Source organism: Micromonospora sp. NPDC005163 (genome assembly GCF_053599835.1).
The window spans coordinates 1-17,722 of record NZ_JBSFYP010000068.1 but is presented as its reverse complement, the minus strand read 5'-3'; the positions used below and the strand labels follow the sequence as shown (position 1 = coordinate 17,722).

The 17,722-nt window shown below is 70.6% G+C and carries 14 protein-coding genes; 10 read left to right on the top strand and 4 right to left on the bottom strand.

Annotation, left to right across the window (positions count from 1 at the left end):
* The first annotated feature begins 99 nt into the window (after positions 1-99).
* Positions 100-1,680: a Rieske 2Fe-2S domain-containing protein gene (locus ACWD6N_RS31035; RefSeq protein ID WP_354963280.1), complete on the top strand. Its 1,581-nt coding sequence runs from the start codon at positions 100-102 to the stop codon at positions 1,678-1,680.
* Positions 1,681-1,877: 197 nt separating this feature from the next.
* On the top strand, positions 1,878-2,531 hold the full coding sequence (locus ACWD6N_RS31030) for a TMEM175 family protein (RefSeq protein WP_354963322.1): 654 nt from the start codon (positions 1,878-1,880) through the stop codon (positions 2,529-2,531).
* Here ACWD6N_RS31030 and ACWD6N_RS31025 read toward each other — a convergent pair.
* Positions 2,512-4,107, bottom strand: coding sequence for a phytoene desaturase family protein (locus tag ACWD6N_RS31025; protein ID WP_354963279.1), 1,596 nt, complete (start codon positions 4,105-4,107; stop codon positions 2,512-2,514). The genes ACWD6N_RS31030 and ACWD6N_RS31025 overlap by 20 nt on opposite strands.
* A gap of 104 nt (positions 4,108-4,211) precedes the next feature.
* Positions 4,212-5,063, bottom strand: coding sequence for a YhjD/YihY/BrkB family envelope integrity protein (locus tag ACWD6N_RS31020; RefSeq protein WP_387325497.1), 852 nt, complete (start codon positions 5,061-5,063; stop codon positions 4,212-4,214).
* A gap of 51 nt (positions 5,064-5,114) precedes the next feature.
* Between ACWD6N_RS31020 and ACWD6N_RS31015 the strand changes: the two genes are divergently transcribed.
* The 6 genes from ACWD6N_RS31015 to ispG all read left to right on the top strand — a co-directional run bounded on the left by ACWD6N_RS31015 (position 5,115) and on the right by ispG (position 14,300).
* Positions 5,115-5,666: a GNAT family N-acetyltransferase gene (locus ACWD6N_RS31015; protein WP_354963277.1), complete on the top strand. Its 552-nt coding sequence runs from the start codon at positions 5,115-5,117 to the stop codon at positions 5,664-5,666.
* 388 nt (positions 5,667-6,054) lie between these two features.
* A complete protein-coding gene (locus ACWD6N_RS31010; RefSeq protein WP_387325494.1) occupies positions 6,055-9,744 on the top strand; it encodes a CARDB domain-containing protein in 3,690 nt (1,229 codons plus the stop codon).
* A 379-nt stretch (positions 9,745-10,123) separates the two neighbouring features.
* A complete protein-coding gene (locus tag ACWD6N_RS31005; RefSeq protein ID WP_387325491.1) occupies positions 10,124-10,576 on the top strand; it encodes an LppU/SCO3897 family protein in 453 nt (150 codons plus the stop codon).
* Between the two features lie 81 nt (positions 10,577-10,657).
* A complete protein-coding gene (gene dxr, locus ACWD6N_RS31000; protein ID WP_354963274.1) occupies positions 10,658-11,869 on the top strand; it encodes a 1-deoxy-D-xylulose-5-phosphate reductoisomerase in 1,212 nt (403 codons plus the stop codon).
* The gene (locus ACWD6N_RS30995; RefSeq protein WP_354963273.1) at positions 11,869-13,119 is read left to right on the top strand and encodes a M50 family metallopeptidase; all 1,251 of its coding nucleotides are present in this window, start codon (positions 11,869-11,871) and stop codon (positions 13,117-13,119) included. Before dxr ends, ACWD6N_RS30995 begins: the two co-directional genes overlap by 1 nt.
* A gap of 8 nt (positions 13,120-13,127) precedes the next feature.
* Positions 13,128-14,300: a flavodoxin-dependent (E)-4-hydroxy-3-methylbut-2-enyl-diphosphate synthase gene (ispG, locus tag ACWD6N_RS30990; protein WP_354963272.1), complete on the top strand. Its 1,173-nt coding sequence runs from the start codon at positions 13,128-13,130 to the stop codon at positions 14,298-14,300.
* 124 nt (positions 14,301-14,424) lie between these two features.
* Here the strand turns inward: ispG and ACWD6N_RS30985 are convergent, their stop codons facing one another.
* Positions 14,425-15,012, bottom strand: a complete 588-nt coding sequence (locus ACWD6N_RS30985; protein WP_354963271.1) for a PadR family transcriptional regulator — start codon at positions 15,010-15,012, stop codon at positions 14,425-14,427.
* A gap of 111 nt (positions 15,013-15,123) precedes the next feature.
* Between ACWD6N_RS30985 and ACWD6N_RS30980 the strand changes: the two genes are divergently transcribed.
* Both ACWD6N_RS30980 and ACWD6N_RS30975 read left to right on the top strand, forming a co-directional pair.
* Positions 15,124-16,347 carry an MFS transporter gene (locus ACWD6N_RS30980; protein ID WP_354963270.1) on the top strand — a complete coding sequence of 408 codons (1,224 nt, stop codon included), beginning with the start codon at positions 15,124-15,126 and terminating at the stop codon, positions 16,345-16,347.
* 56 nt (positions 16,348-16,403) lie between these two features.
* Positions 16,404-17,243 carry a GNAT family N-acetyltransferase gene (locus ACWD6N_RS30975; RefSeq protein ID WP_354963269.1) on the top strand — a complete coding sequence of 280 codons (840 nt, stop codon included), beginning with the start codon at positions 16,404-16,406 and terminating at the stop codon, positions 17,241-17,243.
* A 92-nt stretch (positions 17,244-17,335) separates the two neighbouring features.
* On the opposite strand, the gene ACWD6N_RS30970 is transcribed toward ACWD6N_RS30975, so the two are convergent.
* The coding region (locus tag ACWD6N_RS30970; RefSeq protein WP_450005692.1) for a hypothetical protein at positions 17,336-17,722 on the bottom strand (387 nt) is incomplete at its 5' end.

Here is a 17,722-nt window from a genome sequence, read left to right as displayed (position 1 = left end):
CCGGGCCGGACGGCACTACCGGCGTCGCGAGGCGGCGGTCAGACTCCCTCCGGTAGCGTTTGGCGTACACCTGATTGTCTGTTTGAGGGGGACTGTGCGGTGCGAGTGACCGGAACCGGGCACGCCAGCATGCGGATCGACACGGCCGCGGGCAGCATCCTGTGCGACCCGTGGGTCAACCCGGCCTACTTCGCGTCCTGGTTTCCATTTCCGGACAATTCCCTGCTCGACTGGGAGACCCTGGGCCAGGTCGACTACCTGTACGTCTCCCACCTGCACCGGGACCACTTCGACGCGGCGCACCTGAAGCGGTACGTGTCGAAGCAGGCGACCGTGCTGCTGCCCGAGTTCCCCACCTCCGAGATGGAGGACGAGCTGCGGGCGCTGGGCTTCACGAAGTTCCTCAAGGCGCCGAACGAGCAGGTCGTCGAGCTGGACGGCGGGCTGAAGATCATGATTCAGGCGTTGACCAGCCCCACCGACGGCCCGATTGGCGACTCCTCGCTCTGGGTGGAGTACGACGGGGTGCGGTTGCTCAACCAGAACGACGCCCGCCCCACCGACCTGAGCATTTTCGCCGAGCTGGGGCACGTGCACGCGCACCTGCTCCAGTTCTCCGGCGCGATCTGGTACCCGATGGTCTACGAGTTGCCGCAGGCGGCGAAGACCGCGTTCGGCAAGCAGAAGCGCGACCGGCAGTTCGACCGTACGTGGCGCTACATCGATGATCTGAAGGCGTCGCACGTCTTCCCGATCGCCGGCCCGCCGTGCTTCCTCGACGACGCGCTGTGGCAGTTCAACGACATCCACGGCGACGAGGGCAACATCTTCCCCGACCAGTCCGTCTTCATGGCGGAGTACGCCAAGGTCGGCGGCACCAACGGGATCGTGCTGCTGCCGGGCAGCGTCGCCGAGGTCACCACCGAGGGCGCCACGACCACCCACCCGGTGCCGGTCGACGAGTTCTTCGCGAACAAGGTCGCCCACCTGGAGGAGATGCGGGAGCGCAAGCGGCCCGTCATCGAGGCGGAGAAGGCGTCCTGGCGGCACCCCGAGGTGGACGTGCTGGCGGGGATGAAGAGCCGCATCGAGCCGCTGCTCGACGAGTCGATCTACCTGGCCAAGGGCGTCGGCGGGCCGGTCCGCTTCGACCTGGTGGGCTACGACGGTGAGAGCGTCGAGTCGATCGTCGTGGACTTCCCGGGCAAGGAGGTCCGGCCGTACGCCGACGAGAAGGTCCGCTACCGGTTCCGTACCGAGCGGGCGCTGATCGAGCACCTGCTCTTCATCGACGAGGTGGACTGGGTCAACTCGCTCTTCCTCTCCTGCCGGTTCTCGGCGGCCCGGATCGGCCAGTACAACGAGTTCGTATACGCGTTCTTCAAGTGCCTCTCCGAGGAGCGGCTCCAGTACGCCGAGGGCTGGTACGACGAGCACGAGCGGACCACCGACGCGGAGGACATCACCCTGGGCGACTGGGTGGTGCAGCGGCGCTGCCCGCACCTGAAGGCCGACCTGACCCGGTTCGGCATCGTCGAGGGCGACCAGCTCACCTGCCAGCTGCACGGCTGGCGGTTCGACCTGCCCAGCGGCCGTTGCCTGACGAGCGTCGGCCACAAGGTCCGCGCCCACCGCGTCGACGCGGAGACCCCGGCCCCGGCGGGCGAGGCGCTGAGCTGACGAGCCGGCCGGGCACCCGAGGTGGGTGCCCGGCCGCACGCCCGATCCGCGTCCGCGCGGCCCCTCGATGCGCCACGATGCAGTGGAGAGCGGCGAAAGCCGCGGTCCGGAACCAACCGGACCCATCGAGAGCGGGGCGGGGCGTGGCGGGGGCGGACGCGCAGAAGGGTGCGTACCGGTACGGGCGCGGCCGGGAGATGGCCCGGGACGCGGCGCGGGTGGAGACGTTCAGCGACGGGGTCTTCGGGGTCGTGCTGACGGTGATGGCCGTCGAGCTGCTCCAGAACGGCCCCGCCCGGGAGAGCGGGCGGGAGCTTCCGGACGCGCTCGCCCACGCCTGGCCGTCCTACCTGGCCTACGTGATCACCTTCGGGATCGCCGGCCAGATCTGGCTCGGCCATCACAACATGTGGCGGTACGTGGTCCGGGTCGACCAGCCGCTGGTGGTGTTCAACCTGCTCGTGCTGCTCTTCGTGGCCGCGATCCCGTTCACCGCCGACCTGCTGTCGGACAACCTGCGCGGGAGCGCGACCGAGCAGCGACTGACCGGCGCTCTCTACCTCGGCACCGTGCTCGGCGAGTCGCTCTTCTTCAACCTGAGCTGGTGGTGGGCCCGCCGGCGCGAACTGCTGCACCCCGACCTGGACCCCGAGCTGGCCCGGGCGGTTTCCCGGCGACTGCTGGTGCGTCCGCTGCTCTACCTGACCGCCTTCGCCTTCGTCTTCGTCGACCCGATCCTCAGCCTGGTCCTCTACCTGCTGCTCGTCGGCCTCTCCCTCATTCGCCGCCCCGGCGACCTGCCCCGCTTCGCCGCCGAGGTCGGCGACGGGGTCAGCGGCCGAGGTCGCTGAGGATCCGCTGGGCGGCGTTGTGACCGGCGGCGCCGATCACGCTGCCGGCCGGGTGGCAGCCGGCGCTGCCGGCGTACACGCCGTCGACACCGGTGGCGTAGGGCATCCGGTCGGCGAACGAGACGGTGTTGTCGACATGGTGGATGTGCCCGCCGGTGATGCCGAAGTGGGCCTCGATGCCCGGCGGGGGTAGCGGCACCGCGTCGGCGATCAGGTCGGCGGTGCCGGGGGCGTACCGCTCGACGATCCCGATCAGCCGGTCGACGTAGCCGGGCAGCTCCGCGTCCCAGGTGGTGCCGCTCAGCTCGTAGGGGACCGACTGGACGAAGAGCGCCGAGGAGTGGTGCCCTGCGGCGTCGGAGAGCGACGGGTCGACGGTGGTGTGCAGGTACCACTCGATGGTCGGCTCCGTCGGCAGCCGCCCGGCCTGCACGTCCGCCCACATCGCGCGCAGCGCGGCCATCGGCGAGGTGGCGTCGCCACCGACCAGCGACGCCGAGCCGGGCAGCAGGTGGATGGTCGAGCCGAACGGGCTCGGCGTGCCGGTCGGCAGGCAGGAGAAGTGCGGCAGCCCGGTGAGCGCCAGGTTGAGCTTGAGGGTGGTGCCGGGGCGGCGGACCGCCGCCATCCGCTCGCCGAGCGGCGCCGGCAGCGCGCCGTCGGGCAGCAGGTCCATCAGCCGGTACGGGTCACACGCGCCGAGCACCACCCGGGCGGCGACTTGCCGGCCGTCGGCGAGCATGACGCCACTCGCCGCGCCGCCGTCCAGGGTCACCGCGGTCACCGGCGTACCCGCCAGGATGGTCGCGCCGGCGGCGCGGGCGGCGTCGGCGAAGGTGCGCGACACGGTGCCCATCCCGCCCTCCGCGATCATCCAGGTGCCGCCGGAGCCGGGAAGTCTGCACATGTTGTGAACGAGGAAGTTGTGGCCCGTCCCCGGGTCGTCCGGGCCGGCGTTGAGCCCGGAGAGCCCGTCGGTGACCGCGTACATGCTGACCAGCAGCTCGGAGCGGAACTCGAACCGGGCGAGGTAGTCCGCGACCGAGCCCCGGACCAGGTCGACGAACGTCTGTCGCAGCGCCGGGCGGACGTGCCGGTCGGCGGTCTCCTCGGCGGTCAGCGGCTCGGCGAGCCAGGCCGGGGCGAGATCCTCGCGCAGCGCGGCCAGCTCGGCCTGCATGGCGTCGTCGGCGGCCACGTCGGCGGGGGAGAAGAACTCGGCGAGCTGTGCCCGGGTGGCCGCGGTGTCACTGCCGAAGAGCAGGTACGGCGAGCCGAGACCGCCCGGCGTGGGCAGGAAGTAGTGCGGGTCACGGCGCAGCACCGGGATCCGCACGTCGAGCGTGGCGAGCAGCTCCGGCGGCATCAGCCCGAGCAGGTACGAACCGGTGGAGTGGCGCAGCCCCGGCACCTTCGGGAACGGGTTCTCGGTGCGGGTCGCGCCGCCTATCACGTCGGCGGCCTCCAGCACCAGGACGTCCAGGCCGGCGCGGGCCAGCAGGATGGCGGAGACCAGACCGTTGTGCCCCGCGCCGACGATCACGACGTCGGTGCGGCCGGGAAGTTCGCTGCTCATGCCGCGGCAGCCTAGCCCTCACCCCCATCCCCCTCCACCCCTTCCGAGGGTTGATCAAGAGGTTTGCGTCATCGGGACGGCGTCTGGTGACGCAAACCTCTTGGTCAACCCGGGGTGGTCGGGTCGGTGGGGGCGCGCTGGGCACGCCGGTGGGAGAGGGCCAGCGTGGCCGAGTAGCCGGCCAGGACGATCACGTGGAACAGGTAGAGCCAGAGGAGGACGGCGACGCCCGCGCCGATCTCGTCGAAGCCGCCGAACGGCACGCCCAGGTCCAGCGGCAGCGAGGCGAAGAGCACGAAGCCGTGCATGAAGCCGGAGAGGTTCGCCGCGGTGAACGATCCCATTCCGAGCGTGGAGAGCCAGTCCGGCGACGCCGGCCCGACCACCCGGAACACCCATATCAGCACCGGGGTGAGCACCAGCCAGACCGCCAGGAACGACAGCACCACGCCCAGCGCCCCGATCCAGCCGCCCCGCCGGACCAGCCCGGTGGTGAGCGGCAGCGCCAGCAGGATCGACAGCAGCAGCGCGGGGGCCGGCGCGAGCAGTGGCAGCAGCAGCAGCCGGCCGCGCCAGCCGACCAGGTGCTCGTCGGTGCGGGGCGCGGCCACCGACACGAACGCCCGGCGCAGGCCCTCGCCGTACAGCGACGCGGGCAGCAGCGAGGCCAGTGCGAGCACCGGGGTCAACTCCGCCCCGGCGTTGACCAGCGCGGCCACCGCCCGGGGCGCCCCGATCGCGGTGGGAAGCGCCTCCACGGCGTACGAGGTGAGCCGGCGTACACGGTCGGCCCCGGCGACGAGCGTGGTGAGCCAGATCGCCAGCAGCGCCACCGGCACCACGGCGATCGCGCCGTAGAACGTGATCGCGGCGGCGTGCAGTGACAGGTCCCGTCCGCGCACAGGGCGGAACGCGGCGTTGACGATCCGCTTCGTCCGCTGCCATCCGCTGCCCACCGCGATCTCTTTCCCCGTCGTCGGCCCGGCCACTCATTAAGATCGCCCGCCATGACCGTTCTCACCACCGAACGCCTGATCCTGCGTGACTGGACCGCGGACCCGGCCGACCTGGCCCGCATCTACGACATCTACTCCCGCTCCGAGATCACTCGTTGGCTGGCGGTGTCTCCGGGGTTGCCGATGACCGACCCGGGGCAGGCCGCTGAACGGCTGCAGATCTGGCGGGATCGGCACGCGGACGACCACGGCCGGTACGGCACCTGGGCGATCGAGGTGCGGGACACCGGGCTGGTGGCGGGGACGGTGGTGCTAAAGCCCCTGCCAGGACAGGACGAGGAAATGCTTACCGGGGACATCGAGGTGGGCTGGCATCTGCACCCGGACTCGGTGGGCCACGGCTACGCCACGGAGGCGGCCCGTGCGGTCATGTCGCGGGAGTTCGCGGCCGGGACGCCGAAGATCCACGCGGTGGTCTCGCCGGGCAACGATCCGTCGATGGCGGTCTGCCGGCGACTCGGGATGGCCCACGTGGGCCGGAGCACCGACTGGTACGGCGGTGAGGAGCTGGAGACGTTCGTCCTGACCGCCCCGACCGGCTGAGGGTGAAAGGAAGGGCCCCTTATTAACGCCTGGCGTTAATAAGGGGCCCTTCCTTTCATGGACGCGACGCGCTCGGGGGCCGCGGCTTCGTCCGAGCGAGGGAACCGACGGTCGTCGATAGTCACCGTGGTCGAAGTGTTGACGCCCTCGTAGCACGTCAGTAACATCTGGTCAACGTCATGCAAAATCTCGACAAAGACGTGCCTGATTCTTTGCATGAGGTCGAAAAATCTGGCGGGCCGTCTAGGCGGCTATTTCTCCCCCGAACCCGCCGCCACCTCCCCACACCAGCCGACGCGCCCCCGCGCGCCCGGCCGATGACGCGCCGAGTCACGCCCCACGCCGCGGTCAGCCCGCCGCGGCGCCGTCCCCCAACGACAGGACAGTGATGAGACGAACGAATCTGTTCAGGATGGTGGCGGCGACAGCCGCGGCCACGGTGATCGCCACCGTCGGGTCGGCGGCCGTCGCGCACCCGGCTGGCGCCGCCCGCCCAGCCGACACGACAGCCGCGACGGGCACCGCCTTCGCCCCGGCGGCCACCAACCTCGCCCAGGGGCGACCGACCCAGGAGAGTGGCCACGCCGACGTCTACGACTCGTCCAGGGTCGTCGACGGCAACGCGGGCAGCTACTGGGAGAGCGTCAACAACTCGTTCCCCGAGTGGGTGCAGGTCGATCTGGGCTCGTCGCAGGCCGTCAACCAGGTCGTGCTGAAGCTGCCGACCTCCGGGTGGGCGACCCGTACGCAGACTCTGAGCGTGCAGGGCAGTGCCAACGGTTCGGCGTTCACCGACCTGGTCGCGTCGCAGACCTACACCTTCAACCCGGCGAGCGGCAGCACCGTCACGATCAACTTCAGCCAGACCGCCACCCGCTACGTGCGGATCACCATCACCGGCAACAGCGGCTGGCCGGCCGGGCAGCTGTCAGAGCTGGAGGTGTACGGCAGCGGCGGCGGCGGTTCGGACACGACCGCGCCGAGCGTCCCCGGGACGCTGTCGCACAGCACGTCGGGCAGCACGATCACCCTCAACTGGGGTGCCTCCACCGACTCCGGTGGCAGCGGTCTGGCCGGCTACAACGTCTACCGCGGCGGCAGCCTGATCGCGACGCTGGGCACCGTCCTCACGTACCAGGACACCCAGCCGTCGACGGCGACGGTGTCCTACTACGTGCGTGCCCGCGACGGCGCGGGCAACCTGTCCGGCAACAGCAACACCACCACCCGGACCGGCACGCAGCCTCCCGCCTGCACGAACGTGGCGCAGGGCAAGACCATGACCGCGAGTGGCTCCACCTTCACCTTCACCCCGGAGAAGGCGAACGACGGGCAGCTCGCGACGTACTGGGAGGGCGCGGCGAGCTACCCGCAGAACCTCACCGTGGCGCTGGGCGCCATCCACTCCATCTCGGCCGTCACCGTCAAGCTGAACCCGGACCCGGCCTGGGGCACCCGTACGCAGACCATCCAGGTCCTCGGCCGCGACCAGGCCTCGTCCACGTACACCAACCTGGTGTCGGCGGCGAGCTACCAGTTCGTCCAGGGCAACAACGTGGTGCGCATCCCGGTCACCGCGACCACCGCCGACGTGCAGCTGCGGTTCACGGCCAACAGCAGGGCACCCTCGGGTCAGGTGGCCGAGCTTGAGGTGTGCGGTACGCCGGCACCCAACCCCGACCTGGTCATCAGCTCGACCACCTGGTCGCCGGCGTCGCCGAGCGAGGCCACCGCGGTCACCCTCTCGGCCGTGGTCCAGAACGTGGGGTCGGCGGCGGCCGGAGCCACCACGGTCAACTTCAGCCTGGCCGGCGCGGTCGTCGGTAGCGCCGCGGTGGGCGCGCTCAGCGCCGGCGGCTCGACCACGGTCTCGTTCAACGCCGGCACCCGGCCGATGGGCAGCTACAGCGTCTCGGCGGTGGTCGACCCGACGAACACGATCGTCGAGCAGAACAACGGCAACAACAGCTACACCGCGCCCTCGCCGCTGGTGGTCGTGCAGGCTCCGGGGCCCGACCTGCAGGTCCTCAGCATCGCCTCCAACCCACCGAACCCGGCCGTGGGCGCGTCCGTCACGTTCACCGTGTCGGTACGCAACCGCGGCACCACCGCGACCGGCGCGACCACGGTCACCCGGCTGACGGTGGGCGGCACCACGCTCAACACCAACACCGCCTCGGTCGCCGCCGGCGCGACGGTCAACGTGGCTGTCGCCGGAAGCTGGACCGCCACCAGTGGCGGCGCCACCATCACCGCCACCGCCGACGCGACCAACACGGTCGCCGAGACCAACGAGACCAACAACGCGTTCACCCAGTCGATCGTGGTCGGGCGCGGGGCGGCGGTCCCGTACGTCTCCTACGAGGCCGAGTCCGCCCAGTACCAGGGCACGCTGCTGGAGGCCGACCCGCTGCGCACCTTCGGGCACACCAACTTCGCGACCGAGTCCTCCGGCCGCAAGTCGGTACGGCTGAACAGCACGGGCCAGTTCGTCCAGTTCACCTCGACCAACCCCGCCAACGCGATCGTGGTGCGCAACTCGATCCCGGACGCGCCCGGTGGTGGCGGCATCGAGGCGACGATCAGCCTCTACATCAACGACGTCTTCTCCCGGAAGCTGACGCTCTCGTCGCGGCACAGCTGGCTCTACGGCAACACCGACGGGCCGGAGGCGCTGACCAACACACCGCAGGCCGACGCGCGGCGCCTGTTCGACGAGTCGAACGCCCTGCTGTCGCAGTCCTACCCGGCGGGCACCCGGTTCAAGTTGCAACGCGATTCCGGCGACTCGGCCTCGTTCTACATCATCGACATGATCGACCTGGAGCAGGTGGCGCCACCGGCGGACCAACCGGCCGGCTGCACCTCCATCACGTCGTACGGCGCGGTCCCGAACGACGGGCTCGACGACACCGCCGCCATCCAGCGGGCGGTGACCGACGACCAGAACGGGGTCATCGGCTGCGTCTGGATCCCGGCCGGGCAGTGGCGGCAGGAGCAGAAGATCCTGACCGACGACCCGCTGAACCGGGGTACGCACAACCAGGTCGGCATCAGCAACGTCACGATCCGGGGCGCCGGCATGTGGCACTCGCAGCTCTACACGCTGACCGAGCCGCAGAACGCGGGCGGCATCAACCACCCGCACGAGGGCAACTTCGGGTTCGACATCGACAAGAACACCCAGATCTCCGACATCGCCATCTTCGGCTCCGGCCGGATCCGTGGTGGTGACGGCAACGCCGAGGGTGGCGTGGGTCTGAACGGCCGGTTCGGGACGGGCACCAGGATCAGCAACGTCTGGATCGAGCACGCCAACGTGGGTGTCTGGGTGGGTCGCGACTACGACAACATCCCCGACCTCTGGGGGCCGGCCGACGGGCTGCAGTTCAGCGGCATGCGGATCCGCAACACCTACGCCGACGGCATCAACTTCAGCAACGGCACCCGAAACTCGCGGGTGTTCAACTCGTCCTTCCGCACCACCGGCGACGACGCACTGGCGGTCTGGGCCAACCCGTACGTCAAGGACCGGAACGTGGACATCGCCCACGACAACCACTTCGTCAACAACACCATCCAGTTGCCCTGGCGGGCGAACGGCATCGCCATCTACGGCGGCTACGACAACTCGATCGAGAACAACCTGATCTACGACACCATGAACTACCCGGGCATCATGCTGGCGACCGACCACGACCCGCTGCCCTTCTCCGGGACGACGCTGATCGCCAACAACGGGCTCTACCGGGCCGGTGGCGTCTTCTGGAACGAGGACCAGGAGTTCGGCGCCATCACCCTCTTCCCCGCCACGAGAGACATCACGGGGGTCACGATCCGGGACACCGACATCTACGACTCCACGTACGACGGCATCCAGTTCAAGAACGGCGGCGGCAACATGCCGAACGTCGCGATCACCAACGTGCGGATCGACAAGTCCAACAACGGCGCCGGCATCCTCGCGATGAGCGGTGCCCGCGGCAACGCCAACCTGACCAACGTGACCATCACCAACTCGGCCGACGGCAACATCGTCATCCAGCCGGGCTCACAGTTCGTCATCAACGGCGGCTAGTCCCGACCGGGGGCCGTTCCGGCGGCCCCCGGTCGTTCCGCCGGCTCCTTGATCAACACGGTTTCGGCGATGTCGGGGTGTCCGGGTGTCTGGGATACCCCGACTTCCGTGATCCAGAGTCGATCATCGCTCACGTGTGTGTTGCAGCAAGCGGTCGGACATCAGACACCGGCCGCCCGTCGGCGTCGGTGAGGCTAGACGGGTCACGACCGCCGCGCGTGGTTACTGACCAGCGTCAACAGGGCGGGGCCGGGGTCCGTGCGTGCGCCCCACCCCTCAACGGCGTGCAGAACCGCCACCGAACCCGTGCCATCGTGGACATCGAATCGGCGCCGGACCGGCTCGGGTTGGAACGGGCAGCGACAGGTCGGAGGTAAGCATGGATGACGAAACCGGTTCCACCTCAGGCCGGCTGCGTGCCGTGCTGCGTTGGCTTGGGGCGGCCGCCGCACTCGCAGGCATCGTGGGCGTGGTGTTCCAGGTGATCGAGTGGGTCGGTTCCCGTGACACGCCGTCGGCAGAGGCCAGCGTCGAGGCCAGCCCGACCTCGGCGGCTCCGCCCACCGCCAGGGCCAATGGCGATGAGCAGTTCGTGCAGGTTGGGCAGTGTGTGCACAACGTCGGTGACGCAGCCAGCGTGGTGTACGAGATCACCCCGTGCGGTTCCGGGACGTGGCGGGTCCTGGCCCGCATCGAGCAGGCCGTCGCCAACGAGGCGCAGGCCGACGCGCTGTGCGAGGCCCAGGCACCCGGCTTCGCCGACTACCACTACTCGAACTGGGCGAAGCGCTCCGGCTACCTCGACGTCGTCTTCTGCGTCAGCCCTGCCTGATCGCCGCCGGAACACCCGTAGGTGGGCGGCGAGGCTGAGGCTCCCAGCGGGCGTACAGCGGCGGTGGGGAAGAATGGCCCCGTGACTTCCCCCCGCGACCTCGTCCTGCTCGGGTCCACCGGCTCGATCGGCACACAGGCCATCGACATCGTCCGGCGCAACCCGGACCGGTTCCGGGTGGTCGCCCTGGGCGCGGGCGGTGGCAACGTCCAGTTGCTCGCCGCACAGGCTCTCGAACTGGGCGTCGACGCGGTCGGGGTGGCCAAGGCCTCCGCCGCGCAGGACCTCCAGCTGGCGTTCTACGCCGAGGCGAGCCGGCGCGGCTGGGCCACCGGCGACTTCAGGCTTCCCAAGATCGTGGCCGGCCCGGACGCGATGACCGAGCTGGCCCAGTGGCCGTGCGACATCGTGCTCAACGGGGTGGTCGGCTCGCTCGGGCTCGCGCCTACGCTGGCCGCGCTGCGCGGTGGTCGTACTCTCGCCCTGGCCAACAAGGAGTCGCTCGTGGCCGGCGGCCCGCTGGTCAAGGCCGCGGTGACGCGGCCGGGGCAGATCGTCCCGGTCGACTCGGAGCACTCGGCGTTGGCCCAGTGCCTGCGCTCCGGGTCGCGCGGTGAGGTACGCCGGCTGATCGTCACCGCCAGCGGCGGCCCGTTCCGGGGTCGGCGGCGCGACGAGTTGACCGAGGTCACACCCGATCAGGCGCTCGCCCACCCGACCTGGAACATGGGGCCGGTCGTCACGATCAACTCGGCCACGATGGTCAACAAGGCACTCGAGGTGATCGAGGCGCACGAACTGTTCGACGTGCCCTACGCCGACATCACGGTGATGGTGCACCCGCAGTCGGTGATCCACTCCATGGTCGAGTTCACCGACGGCTCGACCATCGCGCAGGCCAGCCCACCGGACATGCGGCTTCCGATCGCGCTGGGCATCGGCTGGCCGGACCGGGTCCCGGGGGCCGCCACGGCGGTCGACTGGACCGCCTCGCACACCTGGGAGTTCGCGCCGCTGGACGACGCCGCGTTCCCGGCCGTCGCGCTGGCCAAGGCCGCCGGGGAGGCCGGCCGGTGCCGCCCGGCGATCTACAACGCGGCGAACGAGGAGTGCGTGGAGGCGTTCGTGGCCGGTCGGCTGCCGTTCCTGGGCATCGTCGACACGCTCGAACGGGTGTTGGACGAGGCTCCGGACTTCACCGAACCAGGTACCGTCGAGGACGTGCTCGCGGCGGAGTCGTGGGCGCGCGCTCACGCGCAGGAGATCATCGCGGGTTCGGTGGAAGGAGCTTGATGGCAAACCTGCTCGGGGTGGCGCTCTTCGCCCTGGCCATCCTCGTCTCGGTCAGCCTGCACGAGGCCGGTCACATGCTGACCGCCAAGGCGTTCGGGATGAAGGTCACCAAGTACTTCGTCGGTTTCGGCCCCACCCTCTGGTCGTTCAGGCGGGGTGAGACGGAGTACGGCGTCAAGGGCATTCCGCTCGGCGGCTTCTGCAAGATCGTCGGGATGACCGCGCAGGACGACGACGTCGACCCGGCCGACGAGCCGCGGGCGATGTGGCGCTACCCGGTCTGGAAGCGGACGATCGTCATGTCCGCGGGCTCGATCACCCACTTCGCGCTGGCACTGATCGCGATCTGGATCGCCGCCGTCTCGCTGGGCCTGCCCAACCGCGACTTCCCCACCACCGAGGCGCAGATCCGCCAGGAACCGGCGGTCATCGCGCTGTCCGACTGCGTGGTCCCGGAGAACGCCCCCCGGGCCTGCGCCCCCGGCGACGTCGCCAGCCCCGCCGCCCAGGCCCAACTGCGCGACGGCGACCGGATCACCTCGATCAACGGCACGCCGATCAACAACTACGGCGAACTGCTGGTCGCCCTGCGTGGGCTGAAGCCCGGCGACCCCGCCCAGATCGACTACGTGCGCGACGGGCAGCCGGCGAAGACCAGCACCGTGCTCGCGCAGACCCAGCGCCCGCCGCTCGACGACCCGAAGGGCACCGTCGCCCCGGTCGCCGCACTCGGCGTCGGCCTCGTACCCACCACGCCGACCCGGGTGACGTACGGGCCGGTCGCGGCGTTCGGCGCCACCGGCGACTTCACCCGCGAGTTGGCCGTCGGCACCGTCCAGGCGTTGCAGCGGCTGCCGCAGAAGGTCCCCGCCCTGTGGACCGCCATCACCGGCGGCGAACGTGACGTGGACACCCCGATCAGCGTGGTCGGCGCCAGCCGGCTCGGCGGCGAGGCGTTCGCCAACAAGGCCTGGCTGCTGTTCGTGACGCTGTTCATCTCGTTGAACTTCTTCATCGGCGTGTTCAACCTGCTGCCGCTGCTCCCGCTGGACGGCGGCCACATCGCGATCGCCTGGTTCGAACGGGCCAGGTCCTGGCTGTACGCGAAGATCGGCCGTGCCGACCCCGGACGGGTCGACTACCTCAAGCTGATGCCCTTCACGTACGTGGTGATCCTGATCGGTGGCGTGTTCACGCTGCTGACCATCACCGCGGACGTCGTCAACCCGATCACGCTCTTCCCAAGGTGAGTGCTGAAGTGACCGCTGTCCGTCTCGGTATGCCCGCCGTACCGCCCCCGTCGCTCGCTCCCCGCCGGGCCAGCCGCCAGATCATGGTCGGCTCGGTGCCGGTCGGCGGCGGCGCGCCGGTGTCCGTGCAGTCGATGACCACCACCCTCACCTCCGACGTCAACGCCACCCTCCAGCAGATCGCCGAGCTGACCGCGTCGGGTTGCCAGATCGTCCGGGTGGCCGTGCCGTCCCAGGACGACGTCGAGGCGCTGCCGGCGATCGCCAAGAAGTCGCAGATCCCGGTGATCGCCGACATCCACTTCCAGCCCAGGTACGTCTTCGCCGCGATCGACGCGGGCTGCGCGGCGGTCCGGGTCAACCCGGGCAACATCCGCCAGTTCGACGACAAGGTCAAGGAGATCGCCGCGGCGGCCTCCGCCGCCGGCACGCCGATCCGGATCGGCGTCAACGCCGGCTCGCTGGACAAGCGGCTGCTCGCCAAGTACGGCAAGGCCACCGCCGAGGCGCTGGTCGAGTCGGCGCTCTGGGAGTGCTCGCTGTTCGAGGAGCACGGCTTCCGGGACATCAAGATCTCGGTCAAGCACAACGACCCGGTGGTGATGATCCGGGCGTACCGGCAGCTGGCCGAGCAGTGCGACTACCCGCTGCACCTGGGCGTCACCGAGGCCGGCCCGGCCTTCCAGGGCACGATCAAGTCGGCGGTCGCCTTCGGCGCCCTGCTCGCCGAGGGGATCGGTGACACCATCCGGGTGTCGCTGTCCGCCCCGCCGGTCGAGGAGATCAAGGTCGGCAACCAGATCCTGGAGTCGCTGGGGCTGCGCGAGCGCGGCCTGGAGATCGTCTCCTGCCCGTCCTGCGGCCGGGCCCAGGTGGACGTCTACAAGCTCGCCGAGGAGGTCACCGCCGGCCTGGAAGGGCTGCCGGTGCCGCTGCGGGTGGCCGTCATGGGCTGCGTCGTCAACGGCCCGGGCGAGGCTCGCGAGGCCGACCTCGGCGTCGCCTCCGGCAACGGCAAGGGCCAGATCTTCGTCAAGGGCAAGGTCGTCAAGACGGTGCCCGAGGCGCAGATCGTGGAGACGCTGATCGAGGAGGCGCTGCGGATCGCCGACGAGATGGGCGCCGAGCTTCCCGAGGAGCTGCGCGGGCTGGTCACCGGCCCGACCGTCACCGTGCACTGATCCGTTCGTCGGCGCGCCGGCGACCTGTTCACACAGAGCGGCCGTTCCCTCCGGGGAACGGCCGCTCTGTGTGTGTGGCGGGTGCCGGATCCGCCCGTGCGGGGCGGGTGGCACTGCTCTTGTGTCACTCCGATTCGGCGAGGATGGCGTACAGCTTGCGCCGGGTCTCGTCGAGCACCTGGGCGGCCCGCTCCCGCTGGTCGTCGGTGCCGTTCATCATCACCTGGCGCAGTGCGTTCATCGCCTGGGCGCCGGAGTCGCGGATGTCGTGCCAACTGCTCACCGTGCCCTGGGCGACGTCCGCCCACGGTGGCGTCTGCGCGGCCTGGGTGGCCTCGGCCTGACCGGCCTCGGTGACCGTGAAACGCTTCCGCCCGCCGCTGGACTCCTCCGTGCTGGCGACGATCACACCCTCGTCCTCCAGCAGTTGGAGGGTGGGGTAGATCGAGCCCGGGCTCGGACGCCAGGCACCGCCGGTGCGGGAGTCGATCTCCTGGATCATCTCGTAGCCGTGCATCGGCCGTTCGGTGAGCAGGGCCAGCACGGCGCCCCGGACGTTGGGGCGTCGGCCCCGGCCCCGACCGCGACCACGGCCGCCCCAGGGACCGCCGTGCTCGTGTCCGTGTCCGTGCGGACCGGGCGGGATCGGCGGGAAGCCGAAGCCCCGCATCCTCGCCTCGTGCAGGTGGTGCTGCTGTCGATGGAACCTCATGGGTTCTCCCTCTCTGCGTACTGTCGCTGATGCATCAACGATATATCGGCAATGCATCGCCGACAAGGCCAGTTAAATAAACCGTACGTACGTCTTGCTAGGCTGTCCGGCATGCGCCTGCTTCCCCCGCCCGGTCCCGCCCGGGTCCTCACCCTCGGCACCCTGGTCAAGACCGTCGGTCGGGGCTTGTGGCTGGTGTCCAGCGCGCTCTTCCTCACCCGATCGGTCGGCCTGTCGGCGACCCAGGTGGGCGTCGGGCTGACCATCTCGGCGCTGGTCGGCGTCCTGGCCAGCGCGCCGAGCGGATACCTGGCCGACCGCCTCGGCCCGCGCGGCGCACAGGTCGGCGGGCTGATCGCCGCCGGCACCCTGACCGCGGGCCTGATCGCGGTCCGGTCGTTCCCCGCCTTCCTGGTGGTGGGCGCCGCCACGGCGCTCGCCGACGCGGTCGAGCGCGGTGCCCGGGGCGCGCTGATCGCCGGCGCGATCCCGGCCGACCAGCGGGTGCACACCCGCGCCTACCTGCGGGCCACCACCAACGTCGGGATCTCCGTCGGCGCAGTCCTCGGCGGCTTCGCCATCGCCGCCGACACCCGCGCCGGGTATGTGGCGCTGATCCTCACCGCGGCGGTGGCGTCGCTGGCCGCCGCGGCGGTCTTCGTCCGCCTGCCCACCGTCGCGCCGGTCGCCGCCCCGACGCACGGCCCCCGGCTCATCGCCCTGCGGGACCGCCCGTTCCTCGCCTTCACACTGCTCGACGGGCTGATGTCCATGCACTTCAGCCTGCTCACCATCGCCCTGCCGCTGTGGATCGCCGGGCACACCGCAGCACCCGCCTGGATGATCTCCGCGTTGACGCTGGTCAACACCGTGCTGGTGGTGCTCCTTCAGGTACGCGCCGCGCGCAGCGCCGTCACCCTGCCGGGAGCCGCCCGCGCCGCCCGCCGGGCGGGGGTGGCCATCGCGCTGGCCTGCGTACTCTTCGCCGCGAGCGGCGCGCTCCCCACCGCCGGCGCCGTCGGCCTGCTCGGCTGCGGGGCGTTGGTGCACGTGATCGGGGAACTGTGGCACTCCGCCGCCGGGTGGGGGATCTCCTTCGGGCTGGCGCCGCCCGACGCGCAGGGGCAGTACCAGGGGGCGTACGGCATGGGTTACGAGCTGGGCAAGATGCTCGCACCGGTGGTGGTGACCACCCTCGCGCTCGGCTGGGGTGTGCCCGGCTGGCTGGTGCTCGGCGGGCTGTTCCTCCTGCTCGGTGCCCTGGTGCCCCCGGTCGTCCGGTGGGCCGGCCGGACCAGGTCGACCAGCCCCGCGGACGAGCCGGTGACCGTCTGAAACCGGCCTCGCCACTCGGCCGGCGGGGTGGGGGTGGGATCTGGCAGGCTGGACACGTGCTGACGGTGCCGGTACGGCAACTGGGGGAATCGGAGCGCCGCGCGGTCGAGCGACTGCTCGACCTCGACCCGTTCGCGGGCGCGCAGGTCGCCGAACGCATCGCCGCGCGCGGGCTCTCTTGGTGGCGGGCCGAGGGCAGGATCCTGGGGTACGGCGCACGGCGCAACCTGGAATCGCTCTGCTGGCTCGGCGGCAACCTCACACCGGTGCTCGCCACCGACGCCGCGGTGGCCGCCTTCGCCGACCTGCTCGCGGGCGAGGAGCGGCTCTGCTCCTCCATCGTCGGCCGCGCTGACGCCGTCCTCGGGCTGTGGGACCGTCTCTCCGACACCTGGGGTCCGGCCCGGGACGTCCGCCCCAACCAGCCGCTGCTGGCCACCGACGCGCTACCGGCCGTACCGGTCGACCCGGAGGTACGCCAGGTCCGCTCCGGTGAGGTCGACCGACTCTTTCCAGCGTCGGTGGCCATGTACACCGAGGAGGTCGGCGTCTCCCCACTCGCCGAGGACGCCGGGCGCAGTTACCGCCGGCGGGTCAACGACCTGGTGCGCGCCGGCCGGGCGTACGCCCGCTTCGTCGATGGCAAGGTCGTGTTCAAGGCCGAGTTGGCCGTGGTGACCAAGCGGACCGCGCAGGTCCAGGGCGTCTGGGTGGCGCCGGAGTGGCGAGGCCGCGGGATCGCCACCGCCGCGATGGCGACCGTGGTGCGCGACGCGCTGCTGCGGGTCGCCCCGACGGTCAGCCTGTACGTCAACGACTTCAACCTGCCGGCTCGCCGGGTCTACGAGCGCTGCGGTTTCCAGCCGGTCGGCACCCTCGCCACGGTCCTCTTCTGACCGCCCGCCGGCGGTCCTTCGGATATGCCGCTGGCCGGCACCCCGGGTGGGGTGCCGGCCAGCGGTCGATGTCGTGCGGTGGTGCGGTGGGGTCAGCTGTTCCAGTGCTGGGCGACCAGGTCGGTGGCCTGCTGTTCCCACTGGGCGTAGGCGTCGGGGTAGGCCGAGACCTGCACGGTCTGCGCGGCGTCGGTCAGGGCCATGTCCTGCCACCCGTCGACCTGCTTCAAACCCTTGAGGAACGCGGTGGTGGAGTACTCGGGGTTGGTGATCTGCTCCGGGGTGCCCCAACCGGAGGTCGGGCGCTGCTGGAACAGGCCCAGCGAGTCATGGTCGTTGGCGTCGCCGAGGTGGCCCAGGTTCTCCAGCTTCGACTCCTGCAGGCTCGTGGCGATCGAGATGACCGCGGCCCGCTCAGGCAGACCGGCCTTCTTCGTCGCGGCGATGATCGCCTTCACGTTGCCGGTCTGCTCGTCGTT